Source organism: Oleiharenicola lentus, assembly GCF_004118375.1.
Classification (GTDB): domain Bacteria; phylum Verrucomicrobiota; class Verrucomicrobiia; order Opitutales; family Opitutaceae; genus Lacunisphaera; species Lacunisphaera lenta.
In genome coordinates, this window is the sequence record NZ_SDHX01000002.1 from 552,396 (window position 1) to 566,219 (window position 13,824).

The following is a 13,824-nucleotide window of genomic DNA, read 5'->3' on the forward strand; positions in this document are numbered from 1 at the left end:
CGTTATTTTTGAACCAGCTTGGCGAGCGTCTGGCTGTTGAGGTTTTTCGGCATGTGGATGACGCCCACCTCGGGGATGACGTATTTCCAGCCATCAGCAGTCAGCTGATACTCGTGATTGTTGTGGTCGCTGCCCTTGCGGCGCATGGCCACCCGGTCGGGCTTGAGTTCGACTTCCACCATGAACCGCTCGATCAGGTCGGCACCCGGGGGCGGCGCCTCGAGGCAAGTGGCCGCCAGCACCAGACCATAAAAAGCCTCCGGCGTCGGATACTCGGTCCGGATGGCTTCCGGCATCGTGGCCAGAATTTCCAGCGCCTTCGCCCGGGCGGCGGCATCGAAGGTGATAACCTTGGCCAGTTCGTCGGGATCGCAGATGTCGCTGGCCCAGGCAAAAGTGAACGACGCGTCGCGTGCAGTCGCGATGCCGTGATTGCGATGGCCGCGGGGAGTTACGTCGGACGCACCGGCCGAAACGGAACTCGTCCCACCGGCCGTCGCGCCGGCCACCCGAGCGGCGTGGCGTTCCTCCAGCACGCGGGCAATTCCGGTAGCAGTCGTGGCAAATTCCCTGGCCACGGCGTCCACCTTCTCGGCCGGCGCATCGGCTGCCGTGGCCTGCGCGAGGCGCGCGTTCTCGGCGCGGAGCGTGGCCAGCTCCTCGGCGCTGACAGTGGGCACAACGGAGGTCCAGACAAGGGCGGTGACGCCGGCGGCAATCACCGCGCTGAGCGCGGGGGCGGTTATTTTGCTCATAAGAAGGAAAGAAACAACGCCTCCGGTCGCCGGAGCGGCAGCGAGAGCGGCGGAGGTCACGTTCGACGCCAGACCCGCAGGTGCCAGGGCAAACGCCTGGTTGGCTAGTAGTAGACCCAACGCCACCGTGGTCGAAGTGACACCCCGCCGCCCCAAGTGAAACCGAAGCTTTTCCAGCGCCCGATCCGTGCGCATGCGGGCGGCGTTCTCCGACAGGTTCATCCGTGCTCCGACCTCGGCGAAGCTCAGGCCCTCGAAATAGCGCAACAACATGGCCTCGCGGTCCGACTCCTTCAGTTCGTCCAGCGCCTCGTCGAGCACCGGGCGTAAACGCTCCCAATCGATCGAAAAATCCGCGGGGACGGTGTCAGGCATGTTGGCGAAGGCTTGCGCGCTGCGCTGACGGCTTTGCTCCGCGCGCATCACGTCAATCGCCGCATTTCGGGTGCAGCGGTAGAGCCAGCCGACCAGCGCCGGGTGCCGGTCAAGTTGTGTGGCTCTACGCGCCAGTTCGATGAACACTTTTTGCGAGATATCCTCGGCGAGGTGCACACGGCCGCCCGTCCGACGCAAGGCGGCGGCATACACCAGGCCGAGGTGGCGCTGCACAAGTTCAGCAAAGGCCCGTTCGTCGTGTTGCCGGGAATAGCGTCGGAGGAGTTCGGCATCGGGTGACATGCGGTTACACTCCATAAACGGACCTCCAGAAAAAACCGCACAATTTTTCTGCCAAACACCCGCAAAATCCCCCGAATGCCAACAACTCCGAAGTGCGCGCCCCAATGCGTTACAGATCAGCGCTGCGGGGGAGGTTGCGACATTTTTTTGATGTAGTCATCAACGACGTCGCCGATGATCACATATTTCCACCCCTCGGCTGTTTGCCGAAACTGCAGCCCGGAAACGATGGCGCCGGGCAGCTTTAGCGTGACCCTTCCCTTCGTTATCGGCTCGATTTTGGCCAGCGCCAGAACTTCGCTTCCCGGATAAGGCTGTTCGATGCCATTGTGCACGATGATGGCAGCGGCCGCCTCCTCGACGGAACTCCACTCGGCGCGTATCTCGGTCGGCATGGCAGTATAAATTGCGTTGGCCCTGGGTCTGGCCTCATCATCGAAAATGAAAAGTCTCGCCATCGTCCCAACGTCGCCTTGGTCGCAAGCCCAGGCCATGGTTTGCAAGGTGGCTATCGGGGTCGCCTGTCCTGCATTGAAATAGACCCTCACTGGCCAACGTCGGCTCCCACCCGCTGGCGGCGGCCGATCGGTAACGGGTCGGGAGTTCACTTTAGTCGGAGCGCCTGCCTGGTTGCTCGCTGCGCTTTGAACCGCAGGATCAAGTGCCAACGGTCGAGAGGGCTCCCGTTGACTGATGACCCTTCGCATCTGTGCGTTTTCCTTAGTCAAACGCGCTCTCTCGTGGTCGCGTTCCAATCGCGCGTAGTACTGGCTGCAAAGCACGCCGACTAAGGAGACCAAGGTAGAGATCAGGGTTATCTTCAAGAAGGCCATGGCGGTCGTTCAGTTCAGGCCCAGTTTCACCACGATTTCATTATTCAGTAGCTTCATCAGTCCAGCATCACCTCCTGGTCTGATCGAAAACTGTATCTTCCAACCGTCCGCAGTTCGCACCATAGGGGCGCCACTTCCTGTCGAGCCAGCTTTGCGCAACACCACCCGCTCAGGGCTGACGTCCGTCGCGACGTACTTCCTGATCTGCTCGACGCCGGTCGGAGGTTTCAACACAGCGGCAATCAACTGCGCATGAACGAAGAGTTCTTGCGGAGTGTGGTATCGCGCCCGGATCGATTCGGGCGCTCGGGCGTACAGCCCTTCCAACTCCTTCTGCCCTGCTTCGTCGAAGGTGATCAGATTGCCCAAAGCAACGGCGTTGCCCGCATCGAGCGCCCAGGCATAACTCAGCAAGGCATCCTCTGCCGTCGCCTGGCCATGGTCGCTATGCCTTCCTATTACTTCCGCCTGTTTTTCTGTTGTCCGCCCTTCAACCAGGAGCGCGGCGGGCATTGCCGACGCGGCCATCCTGGGTGTTGCCGGGTCAATCACAGGCTGATCTCGCAAAGCCGCCATGGCGACGGAGAGCCGGGAGTTTTCAGCCTGCAGGACAGCCAATTCGCCACGGCTGGCACGTGCTTCCGATAGGGACCAGCCCAAGCTGGTAAATCCTGCCACTAATCCCGCCCCGATCCAAACCGCAGCCACTTTATTCAAAGCCAAAAGGCCCAGTAGCGATGCGAGGGTGCCAGCCGGGGCCGCCGCTATCGCCGCTGCGGTCACGCTGGACGCCAGTCCAGCAGGAGCAGTCGCCAGCGTCTGGTTCGCCAACAACAGGCCCAAGGCCGCCGTCGTGGAGGAGACCCCCCGCTTACCCAACTGCGCGCGAAGTTTGTCGAGAGCCCGCTCTGTGCGCATCCGGGCTGTGTTTTCGGATAGATTCATGCGCTCGCCCACCGCGGCAAAGCTTAGCCCGTCAAAATAGCGCAACAGCATAATCTGACGGTCCGCCTCCTTGAGATCATCCATGGCTTCATCAATCACCGGGCGCAGATTTCCCCAGTCGGCCTGGGGTTCCGCGTCTAAGGAATCATCCGCCATGGCAGTGAACGATTGGGTGAGTTTTTGGTGACGAATCTCGCTTCGGGCGGCATCAATCGCCGCATAGCGGGTGCTGCGATGAAGCCACCCTATCAATGCCGGGTGGTGTTGCAGCGAGGCCGCTTTATGTGCGAGATCAGTGAATACTTTCTGTGCGATTTCCTCCGCCACATGGGTGCGCCCATGGGTCCGTCGCAGGGCCGCGGCATAGACTAGATTGAGATGTCTCCGGACCAATTCGGAAAAGGCCCTTTCATCGTGCGCTTTGACGTAACGGTGGAGGAGTTCGGCATCAGTGGGCATGCGGGCTTAACCCTTATAACCGCGCCCCGCAGAAAAACCGCACAAATATTCCTTTTTTTCCTTTTTTCCGCTCAAACCCATTCCTTTGGTTTCAAGCCCAAGTGCGTATTCCGATGAGTCCCCAGGCCAGGCCAAAACCGGTGATAAAAACAAGACCGAGCGTCACGAGTACGGCATGCCAGTAGGCCACGCGATTCATCGGCGTCTTGCGGTGGCGCCAAAGCCCCGCCACGCAAAAGGTTGCGCTTAGCGGAATCAGTAGGGTGTCGAGCATCAATCCGACCGACCAGATATTCATTGTGCCCACGATGTGGATATGCCCCTCCTGGACTTTGAGGTAGAAGGCGATAAAACCCACGATCCCGACCACACCCACCAAGGGCCATGTCCGCGGTCCAAGCGGGCCGGCATTCTTCAATCGTCCGAACGCCAGACGAAGCCCCCAGACCACCGCGAACAGCACCGAGCTCAGCAAGATACCGAACGAGTAAAGCATTCCGTATTGCACGGACCAAAATCCAAACTTCGAGATGCGCCGGAAGGTGCCCAAATAGCATTGCAGTAGCGTTTCGCCGTTCTCTCCCGTGATCACGGCGAGTTCCGGCTTCGCGCCGTCATGCAGGCGAAAAAGATTACCGGACACCGGCACCCACCTCAATGCCCCCCGCATCATGATCATTTCCTTCTCCTCCACCCGGATTTTTCGAATGCTCCCGAAATACTCCATGAAGTCGCGATATCCTTCATCACGCGGAGCGATATTGGCATAGAGGCCGTTGAAATCCTGATTCACAATTGCCGGCATCGGACCCGCGGGCGGGGACGCCTTCTCCGGGGCATGGCGCATCGCGTACAGCCGCACCAAATTATTTACCCTGGCAAAAGCGCTCACGTTATTTGAGTTGAGCATGACCACCAGGCCGATGCCCAGCTCCGGACAATATTCCATGGTCACGAAGCATGCGTCATGATTGCCATTGTGGCCATGCCACTCGTAACCGCGCGAGAACATCGCGCGGTTATACAAGCCATAGCCAACCGTCACCCCCGCTTGAGCCGACGGTAAAGTGGTCGGCACTTCGAGACGGTCGATCGATGCTTCCCGCAGAATCTGCCGACCATCAAAACTGCCGCGCATCAGATGAAAGCGCACGTAGTTGGCCATGTCTTCGACCGAGGCGTTCACGGCACCCGAGGGACGATAGATGAGGTGGGAATAAGACGCTACTTTGTGGCTTCGGCTCCAATACATCGTGGTCAGGTTCGATTGCACTTCCGGCGTCAGAAAGTAGCTCGCGGTGTGCATCTGGAGTGGGACAAAAAAATTGTCGCGGACATAGTCCTCGAAGCGTTGCCCCGATGCTTTCTCGATCACGGCCGCCACCAAGGCTGGTCCCACGCTACTGTAGGCGTAGCGCGAACCGGGACGCCAGCGGATGACCCGGTATTGCGGGGCAAAATTCAGCGCCTGGGCCAGCGTGACCGGAGTGGAATCATTGTGTGCATACTCGCTGAAACGACAATCGGGGATGCCAGAGGTTTGCTCCAGCAAATGCACGAGGCGCACCGGATCCGTGGATTCCCAAGCGTTCTCCACAGGATATTCCGGCACCCATTGCCGCAACGTATCGGTCAGCTTCAGTTTCCCTTCCTCCTGTAACTTCAGTGCTGCGAGTGCCACAAACTCCTTTGACGTCGAGCCGATGCGAAAAATCGTTTTGGTCGTCACGGGCTGATTAGCCGCCTCGTCCGCCAAGCCCAGTCCGGCCATCCACTCAATCTTGTCTCGGGACACAATCGCGACTGCTGCTCCCGGCGTTTGCCTTTCCTTAAGCACTTTCTCTATCGCCTGCCGCAACTCTTCAACCGTCTGCGGCCCTGTATTTTCGGCAAAGAGGATTGGACCAGCAAGGAACACGAACAGGCTAAGATAGAACTGAGGCTTAAAAAACATGAAGTAATGAGTGGTTCACATTCTAACCGCCCACCGGTTCAAGAATCGCACAAACTTTCCCCTCTCCCCTCTGTATTCCATGTCTTCAGTGCTTAAACCGCTCACCACCTTTGAGACTCAGCTTTACGACTGGCCTCATCCGTGCCCATCTTGGAGTCATCCGTGGTTAAACAACTTCCCTCCACCGTCCTCATCGTCGGTTCCGGCGGGCGCGAGCACGCGCTTGCCCAGGCGCTTGCCCTGTCTCCAGCCAAGCCCCGGCTGCTCTGCGCACCCGGCAACGCCGGTATCGCCGCCGACGCCACCTGTTTTCCTGTCGCCGCCGACAACATCGCCGGCCTCGTCGCCCTTGCACAGCGGGAGAAGGTCGACTTCGTGGTCGTCGGCCCCGAGGTGCCGCTTTCACTTGGCCTCGTGGACGCGCTCACGAAGGCCGGCATTCCCGCCTACGGCCCCAAGGCCGACGGCGCCCGCCTCGAAGCCTCCAAAGTTTTCACCAAGCAGATCCTCCTAAAATACAAGATCCCGACCGCCCCGGCCGGCATCTTCACCGAGATCGAGCCCGCCCTCGCCTACGTCCGCCAGCGCGGCGCGCCGATCGTGATCAAGGCCGACGGTCTCGCGGCCGGCAAAGGTGTGATCGTCGCCCAGACGCTCGTCGAGGCCGAGGCGGCGGTGCGAGACATGCTTGCGGGCAACAAATTCGGTTCCGCTGGCAGCCAGATCCTCGTCGAGGACTGCATGTTCGGTGACGAGACCTCGATCCTCGTCGTCGTGTCGGGCCGCGACTACGTCATTTTGCCCGTCTCGCAGGACCACAAGCGCATCGGCGACGGCGACACCGGTCCCAACACCGGCGGCATGGGCACCTACTCGCCCGCCGAGGTCGTCACGCCCGACCTGCTCGCCCGCATCGACCGCGAGATCGTAAAGCCCTCCGTGGACGCCATCGCGAGCGAGGGCATCGATTTCCGCGGCACGCTGTTCATCGGCATCATGCTGACCAAGGACGGCCCAAGCGTGCTCGAATACAACACGCGCTTCGGCGACCCCGAGACGCAGGTCGTGCTCCCACGCATCAAGAACGACCTGCTCGCGCTCCTGTGGGCCGCCGCCCGCGGTGAACTGCACGGCGCGCAACTCGACGTGCGCCCCGAGGCTGCGATCTGCGTCGTCGTCGCCGCGAAGGGTTATCCCGACGCCTACCCGAAAGGTGATGTCATCACTTTCCCTTCTCCCTCCTCCCTTCCCCCTGCCACCTTCATCTACCACGCCGGCACCGCAAAGAACGCCACCGGCCAGATTGTGATGAACGGCGGCCGCGTGCTCGGCGTCACCGCGCTCGCGCCGACACTGCGTGAAGCCGCCGACCGCGCCTACGCCGCCTGCGAGGCGATCCAGTGTGTCTCGAAATACTACCGCCGCGACATCGGCGCCCGTCAGTTGAACCGCCAATGAGACCGCTGCTGTCCGTCCTGTGTCTCCTGTCCTCCGTGCTCGGCCCGCTGGCCCGCGCCGCCACCCCGGTCGAGCTCGCCGCCGACGTCAGTTACCTGCGCATCCACTCCATCGTCCTGGAGCGCGAGGCCATCGCCAGCGCGTTGCTCAAGTCCCGTGCGCTCGTGCTCGACCTGCGCTACCCGCTCGACGAACGCGATGCCGGCGAAACGCTGCGTCAGGAACTGGCCACCCACCCGGCCAAACCGCGACTCTATGTTCTGGTCAGCCCCGCCACACCCGTGCCGGTCGTCGGCGCGATCGCTTCGAGCCAGACCAAACTCATCACCCTCGGGGTGAAGGGCTCGCGCCCCGAGCCGCAGGTCGTGGTGTTGCAGACCGCCGCGGACGACCGCCGCGCCTTCGATGCACTGACGCAAGGCACGCCTCTCGCCGAACTCATTTCCGGCAAGATGGACAAGGAGCGCTACGACGAGGCGGCGCTCGTGCTGGAGTTCAAGAACGGCCAGACCGAAGTGATTCCGCCCGTGGTCTCGTCCGCCCCGGCCGCCGAAAAACCGGCTCGCCTGACCGACCGCGTGCTCCAGCGCGCCCTGCACCTGCACCGGGCACTGCAGGCCCTGAAGCGGTGATTTGACGTCCCTGCGCGCGCTGGCATGGTCCATTTCCTGCCTTGGCTGTCCTCCGTCCTCAGCCCACTGTCCTCCGCTAAATGCCCACGCCCGGCCACATCCTCGTCGTCTGCACCGGCAACATCTGCCGCAGCCCGATGGGTCAGGGTTTGCTCGCCCACGCGCTCCAAGCCCAGCCCGAGCCGCTCCGCAGCCTGAAGGTCATTTCCGCCGGCGTCGCCGCGCACACCGGCGAACCAATCTCCGAAAACTCCGTGGTGGCGCTCCGCAAGGTGGGCATCGACATCAGCCACCTGCACAGCCAGGGCCTCACCCAGAAGATGCTCGACGATGCCCTCGTGGTCTTCGGCATGACCGAGTCGCACCGCAGCATCATCCGCGCCCGGGCCCGGCCGGTGCCGGAGCATCTTTACCTGTTCCGCGACTTCCTGCCTCCGCCGGCCAGCAAGGAGATCGGCGACCCCTACGGCGGCCCGCTGAAGCTTTACGAATCTGTGCGCGACGAAATGGTCGAGGCTGTGCCGGCCATCGTGGCCTTCCTTAAGACACTCGTGGAGGGCCGGAAGGCCTGATTTTCGATTTTCGATTCTCGATTTTTGATTTCCGGTCCGCTCTGCTTGGACCTTAATCGAAAATCGAGAATCCTAAATCGAAAATCTCTCATGTCCCTGAACGCCGCCCCCCTGTCCCAGCTTGATCCCGAAGTTTACGCCGTCGTCGCCGGCGAGCTCGCCCGCCAGCAGAGCCACATTGAGCTGATCGCCTCGGAGAACTTCACCTACCCGGCCGTGATCGAGGCCATGGGCAGCGTGCTCACCAACAAATACGCCGAAGGCTATCCGGCCAAGCGCTGGTATGGCGGCTGCGAGCAGGTGGACAAGGTCGAGGTCCTCGCCATCGAGCGCGCGAAGAAGCTCTTCAACGCCGAACACGCCAACGTCCAGCCGCACTCCGGCTCGCAGGCCAACTTCGCCGTGTATACCTCCGTCCTCACGCCGGGCGACAAGATCCTCGGCATGAACCTCAGCCACGGCGGACACCTCACCCACGGCAACCCGGCCAACTTCTCCGGCAAACTCTACCAGTTCGTGCAATACGGCGTGCGAGAGGACACCGGCCTGATCGACTACGACGAGCTCGCCGCCGTCGCCCTCCGCGAGAAGCCCAAGATGATCACGGTCGGCGCCTCGGCCTACTCGCGCGTGATCGACTTCGCCCGCATGGGCGAGATCGCCCGCTCGGTCGGCGCCCTGCTCTTCGCCGACATCGCGCACATTGCCGGGCTCGTCGCCACCGGGCACCACCCCTCGCCGTTCCCGCACGCCGACTTCGTCACGACCACCACGCACAAGACCCTGCGCGGCCCCCGCGGCGGCCTCATTCTCTGCAAGGCGGCCCACGCCAAGGCCATCGACTCCGCCGTGTTCCCCGGCGGCCAGGGCGGCCCGCTCATGCACGTCATCGCCGCCAAGGCCGTGTGCTTCGGCGAGTGCCTCAAGCCCGAGTTCAAGACCTACAGCGGCCAGGTTATCGCCAACGCCCGGGCCCTCGCCGCCGCCATGGTGGCCCGCGGCTACAAGATCAACTCCGGCGGCACCGACAACCACCTCATGCTGGTGGACCTCCGCGCCAAGTTCCCCGAACTGACCGGCAAGGTCGCCCAGGAGACGCTCGATAAGGCCAACATCACCTGCAACAAGAACACCGTGCCCTTCGAGACCCGCTCGCCCTTCCAGGCCTCGGGCATCCGCCTCGGCACCCCGGCGATGACCAGCCGCGGCCTGAAGGAGGCCGACATGACCGAGATCGCCGGCCTGATCGACGGCGTGCTCTCCACCATCGGCAAGCCCGAGGAGGCCGCGATCATCGCCGCCACCAAGCAGAAGGTCGTCACCCTGACCTCGCGCTTCCCGCTGCCCTACAAGCTCTGAGCCTGCCGTCCGTCACGGAAACCCGGCCCGGGCCCGGCCAGTTTTCCGTGGCGTAGTTCGCTCCATCCGTTAGCCTCCGCCCCATGGCCCCGTCGAGTTTTCTGACCAAGTATCGCCGCGGCACCGTCGCGCTGGTCCTCTTGCTCGGCGCCTCCCTTTCGGTCCTGATGTGGGACTTGGCCACCCGTCAGGAAAGCGAACGTCTCCGCACCGCGTTCCTGAGCCGGGCCCAGACCCAGGCCGCTGTCGCCCAGCAGCGCCTCAGCGCCTATCAGGAGATGGTTTACAACCTGCGCGACGCCTTCATCGGCCAATCCACGGTCAGCCGCGAGGAATTTGGCCGCGTCAGCCGCTCGCTGTTCGAGCGCCATGCCGGCGTGCAAGCGCTCCAGTGGGTGCAGATCGTGCCTCACGAGCAAAGAACCGCGTTTGAGCAACAGGTTGCCGGCGAGTTGAATCGTCCCTTCCTCATCCGGCAGCGTCAGGCGGATGGCTCGCTCCTGCCCGCGGCTGTCGGAGCGGAATATTTCGTCATCAATTATCTCGAGCCCCTGGCCGGCAACGAGGCCGTGCTCGGCTACGACGTGCTGACCGCGCCGACCGCCCCCATCTTGCAAGCCGCCCGCACGGACCGGCAGTTCAAGGTCACTCCCGTCCTGCGTCTGGCCCAGTCCACCCCCGGCCAGTCCGAGCCCGGAGTGATCTTCATCCTGCCCTACTGGCGCACCAACGGCTCGGACCGCGGCGTGGAGGGCTTCTTGCAGGGGGTCTTCCTCGTGCAGACCATGCTTTCCCAATCCCACCAGCTGACGACGAACGAGGCACTGGACACCTATTATTTCGACGTGAGCGACGGCACCAACCCCCAGGTGCTCTATGCGAACTTCGGCGGCGCAGAGCCCCTGCGCGACAATCCCCGCCTGTCCCTGTCCCTCCCGGCCGATGATCCGGCCGACCTGCAGACGACCTTCATCATGGGCGGACGCACCTGGAAAATGGTCATCCGGCAGAATGCGGAATGGGCCCGGTTGTCCCGGTCAAACCAGCCGCGGATCATCCTCGGCGCCGGCCTGATCATCACAGCGCTGCTCGCGCTGTTCGTGAACAGCCTGCTCCAGCGCACCGCCCAGATCGAGCGCGTCGTGCACGAGCGCACCCGCCAGCTTCGCGCCAGCGAGGCCCGGCTACAGGACATCCTGGACCACAGCCCCGCACTGATCTTCCTGAAGGATCTCGAGGGTCGCTTCCTCCTCTGCAACGAGGCGTTTTGCCGCTACAGCCGCTGCCCACGCGAAAAGATCATCGGCCGGCTCGACGGGGATTTTGTCCCGGGGGAAGATGCCCGCCGGTTTCGCGAGATGGACGCCCAGGTGCTGGCCGCGGGCAAACCGATAGAGTTCGAAATTCGGTCCACCGATCCGGCAGACAAGACCCTCTACCTCACCCACAAGTTCCCGCTGCTGGACGAACGGGGCCGACCCTACGCCCTCTGCGGCATCGCCACCGACATCACCGACCGCCAGGCCGCCGAGGAACACAAGCGCCTGCTGGAGCGCAAGCTGCTCGAGGCCCAGAAATTGGAGAGTCTGGGGGTGCTGGCCGGCGGCGTCGCCCACGACTTCAACAACATCCTCACCTCCATCCTCGGCAACGCCTCGCTCGCCGCGCTCGACCTGCCCGAAAACCACAGGGTCCGCCGCCAGCTCGCGCAGATCGAACGCGCTGCCCAACGCGCCGCCGATCTCTGCTCGCAGATGCTGGCCTACGCAGGCCGCGCCACCGTTCTCACCGCCCCGGTCAACCTCTCCGAACTTATCCGCGACACCGCCGCCCTGCTGGAAATCAGCGTCGGCAAGCGCGTGCGCCTCGACCTGCAGCTCGACGACCAGGCGCCCGCGGTCTTGGGCGACGCCACCCAGCTGCGCCAGATCGTGATGAACCTCGTCATCAACGCCGCCGACGCGATGGATCAGCGCGCCGACGGCGTCGTGATCGTCCGCACCGCCACCCACGACCTTGCCGCCGCGTTCTTCGAGGAGGCCATCCACTCGCCCAAGCGGCCGGCCGGCCGCTACGTCGGCCTGGAGGTGAGCGACAACGGCAGCGGCATGCCCCCGGAGGTGTTGGCCCGCATCTTCGAGCCGTTTTTCACCACCAAATTCTCGGGCCGCGGCCTCGGCCTCGCCGCGGTGCTCGGCATCGTGCAGAGTCACGGCGGAGCGCTGTTCGTCGAGTCGACCCCGGGCAAAGGGACGACTTTCCGACTGTTCCTCCCGGCCACCCAGGTCCAGGCCGCCGGCACCCGCGCCCCCTTTGCGCCCATTCCGGGATCATTGCGCGGAACCGTGCTCGTGGTGGATGATGAGGAATCGGTGCGACTCGTTGGCATGCAGACCCTCACCGTTCTCGGGGTGACCGCCCTCGGAGCCGCCGATGGCGAAGCCGCGATCGAACTGTTGCGCACGCATGCGGGACCGATCGACCTCGTGCTGCTCGATCTGACCATGCCCGGCCTTTCGGGCGACGAGACTCTGCGCCGGTTGCGGGAAATCCGGCCGGACCTGCGGGCCATCATCATGAGCGGCTTCAGCGAAGGGGAGATCATGCAGCGTTGCGCCGATCTCGGCATCGCCGGCTACCTGCCCAAACCCTTCGACGTCGCAACCCTGACCGCCAAGGTCCAGCCGCTGCTCGGCTGAGCCGGAAACAAGCTTTGCGCGCGGGCCGGTTTCGCTCAACTTGGCGGCTTTTGTGACTTCCGCCACGCCAGCTCAACCCGCCAAGCCGCTCTCCCTGGGCGTCATCTTCCTGACACTCTACATCGACCTGATCGGCTTCTCGATCTTCTTCCCGGTCGGCCCGGCCATGCTGGAGTGGTATGTGAACCGCGAGGCTGAGGGCGGCCTGCTGGGCACCCTCATCCGCCATCTGGAGGCGCTGGCCCACGCCGCACACGCCTCCGACCTGGCCACCGGCGCGCTGTTCGCCGGTGCCCTCGGCTCGGTCTATGCGCTGATGCAGTTCGTTTTTTCGCCGGTCTGGGGCGCCCGCTCCGACCGCACCGGACGCCGGCCCGTGCTGCTGATGACCATCGCGGGCAACGCCTTCAGCTACCTGCTGCTGTTCTTCAGCGGCAATTTTCTGCTCTTCTTCGCCGGCCGCATTCTTGGCGGCATCATGGGCGGCAATATCGCCGTGGCCATCGCCGCGGTCTCCGACGTGACCTCGCGCGAGAACCGCGCCAAGGGAATGGGCATTGTCGGCGTGGCCTTCGGCCTCGGTTTCCTGACCGGACCGGCCATCGGCGGCCTCACCGCCGGGTTCAACCTGCTCGACCGCTGGCCGGGCCTCGCGGCGTGGGGCGTCCATCCGTTCAGCGTGCCGGCGGCCATCGCCTTCGCCCTGTGCCTGCTCAACCTCTTCTGGGTTCAGGCCCGTTTCACCGAGACGTTGCCCCCGGAGGCCCGCGGCGGGGCGGCCGCAACCTTGCGCGAGCGCAACCCGCTGCACTCCCTCTTCCAGCAACCCGACGCCGCCATCCGCCGCGTCAACCTCGTGGGCTTCGTGGTGACCTTCGGTTTCAGCTTCTTCGAGTCGGTCATCAGCTTCTTCACGGCCGACGCCCTCCACTACAGCCCGCGCGACCTCACGCTGATTTTCGTCAATATCGGCCTCGTTTCCATCGTCACCCAAGGCGTGCTCGCGCGGCGCTTCGTGCCGAAGCTTGGTGAAAAATTTTCCGCCGTCGCCGGCATGGCGCTCATTGGCGTGGCGTTCGCCGGGCTCGGCTACGCCATTGGCGTCGCGAAATCGGCCCCGCTGATGTATCTGATGCTCACGCTCAGCACCATCGGCTCGGGCTTCGCCAACGTCGCCCTCTCCTCGCTGGTCTCGCTCTATGCCAAGCCCGAGGAACAGGGCAAGGTCCTCGGCATTTACCGGTCGCTCGGCTTCCTTGCCCGGGCGCTCAGCCCGGCCGTTGCCGGCTGGCTTTTCTTCAACTCGGGCGGCACGATCACCTTCGTGATCGCCAGTGTCATCCTGCTCGTCTCCGCCGCCCTTGGCACCGGCCTGCCGCGGCCGCACAAATGACCACGGACCACAGACCACGGACCACCGCCGCGATCCCGGCCGGTCTTCGGCCGGCCAGGCTGTTCTGTCTTCTGACGACCGTCCTCT

10 protein-coding genes are annotated in these 13,824 nt (G+C 63.6%); 6 read left to right on the forward strand and 4 right to left on the reverse strand.

Going from position 1 to position 13,824, the window contains the following annotated elements:
• Positions 1-2 precede the first annotated feature (2 nt).
• The 4 genes from ESB00_RS16170 to ESB00_RS16185 form a co-directional block, all read right to left on the reverse strand.
• Positions 3-1,433: an RNA polymerase sigma factor gene (locus ESB00_RS16170; RefSeq protein WP_164976257.1), complete on the reverse strand. Its 1,431-nt coding sequence runs from the start codon at positions 1,431-1,433 to the stop codon at positions 3-5.
• 116 nt (positions 1,434-1,549) lie between these two features.
• Positions 1,550-1,828 (reverse strand): hypothetical protein, encoded by a 279-nt coding sequence (locus ESB00_RS16175; RefSeq protein ID WP_129048824.1) that lies wholly within the window; start codon positions 1,826-1,828, stop codon positions 1,550-1,552.
• Between the two features lie 447 nt (positions 1,829-2,275).
• Positions 2,276-3,670, reverse strand: a complete 1,395-nt coding sequence (locus ESB00_RS16180; protein ID WP_129048825.1) for an RNA polymerase sigma factor — start codon at positions 3,668-3,670, stop codon at positions 2,276-2,278.
• Positions 3,671-3,761: 91 nt separating this feature from the next.
• Entirely contained in the window at positions 3,762-5,624 is a 1,863-nt protein-coding gene (locus tag ESB00_RS16185) for a serine hydrolase domain-containing protein (protein WP_129048826.1), read from the reverse strand.
• A 162-nt stretch (positions 5,625-5,786) separates the two neighbouring features.
• Between ESB00_RS16185 and purD the strand changes: the two genes are divergently transcribed.
• The 6 genes from purD to ESB00_RS16215 all read left to right on the forward strand — a co-directional run bounded on the left by purD (position 5,787) and on the right by ESB00_RS16215 (position 13,737).
• Positions 5,787-7,082: a phosphoribosylamine--glycine ligase gene (gene purD / locus ESB00_RS16190; RefSeq protein ID WP_129048827.1), complete on the forward strand. Its 1,296-nt coding sequence runs from the start codon at positions 5,787-5,789 to the stop codon at positions 7,080-7,082.
• Positions 7,079-7,714: a hypothetical protein gene (locus ESB00_RS16195; protein WP_129048828.1), complete on the forward strand. Its 636-nt coding sequence runs from the start codon at positions 7,079-7,081 to the stop codon at positions 7,712-7,714. Before purD ends, ESB00_RS16195 begins: the two co-directional genes overlap by 4 nt.
• A gap of 80 nt (positions 7,715-7,794) precedes the next feature.
• Entirely contained in the window at positions 7,795-8,286 is a 492-nt protein-coding gene (locus ESB00_RS16200) for an arsenate reductase/protein-tyrosine-phosphatase family protein (RefSeq protein WP_129048829.1), read from the forward strand.
• Positions 8,287-8,376: 90 nt separating this feature from the next.
• Complete coding sequence (locus ESB00_RS16205; protein WP_129048830.1) at positions 8,377-9,645, forward strand: serine hydroxymethyltransferase; 1,269 nt, start codon at positions 8,377-8,379, stop codon at positions 9,643-9,645.
• Positions 9,646-9,728: 83 nt separating this feature from the next.
• Positions 9,729-12,344: a CHASE domain-containing protein gene (locus tag ESB00_RS16210; RefSeq protein ID WP_129048831.1), complete on the forward strand. Its 2,616-nt coding sequence runs from the start codon at positions 9,729-9,731 to the stop codon at positions 12,342-12,344.
• 52 nt (positions 12,345-12,396) lie between these two features.
• Positions 12,397-13,737 carry an MFS transporter gene (locus ESB00_RS16215; RefSeq protein ID WP_164976258.1) on the forward strand — a complete coding sequence of 447 codons (1,341 nt, stop codon included), beginning with the start codon at positions 12,397-12,399 and terminating at the stop codon, positions 13,735-13,737.
• Positions 13,738-13,824 lie beyond the last annotated feature (87 nt).

Bases quoted from the DNA above. Each gene is read 5' to 3' on its own strand.
- ESB00_RS16210 (WP_129048831.1), top strand. From the start codon at position 9,729: ATGGCCCCGTCGAGTTTTCTGACCAAGTATCGCCGCGGCACCGTCGCG.
- ESB00_RS16200 (WP_129048829.1), top strand. From the start codon at position 7,795: ATGCCCACGCCCGGCCACATCCTCGTCGTCTGCACCGGCAACATCTGC.
- ESB00_RS16180 (WP_129048825.1), bottom strand. From the start codon at position 3,670: ATGCCCACTGATGCCGAACTCCTCCACCGTTACGTCAAAGCGCACGAT.
- ESB00_RS16185 (WP_129048826.1), bottom strand. From the start codon at position 5,624: ATGTTTTTTAAGCCTCAGTTCTATCTTAGCCTGTTCGTGTTCCTTGCT.
- ESB00_RS16170 (WP_164976257.1), bottom strand. From the start codon at position 1,433: ATGTCACCCGATGCCGAACTCCTCCGACGCTATTCCCGGCAACACGAC.
- ESB00_RS16195 (WP_129048828.1), top strand. From the start codon at position 7,079: ATGAGACCGCTGCTGTCCGTCCTGTGTCTCCTGTCCTCCGTGCTCGGC.
- ESB00_RS16205 (WP_129048830.1), top strand. From the start codon at position 8,377: ATGTCCCTGAACGCCGCCCCCCTGTCCCAGCTTGATCCCGAAGTTTAC.
- ESB00_RS16175 (WP_129048824.1), bottom strand. From the start codon at position 1,828: ATGCCGACCGAGATACGCGCCGAGTGGAGTTCCGTCGAGGAGGCGGCC.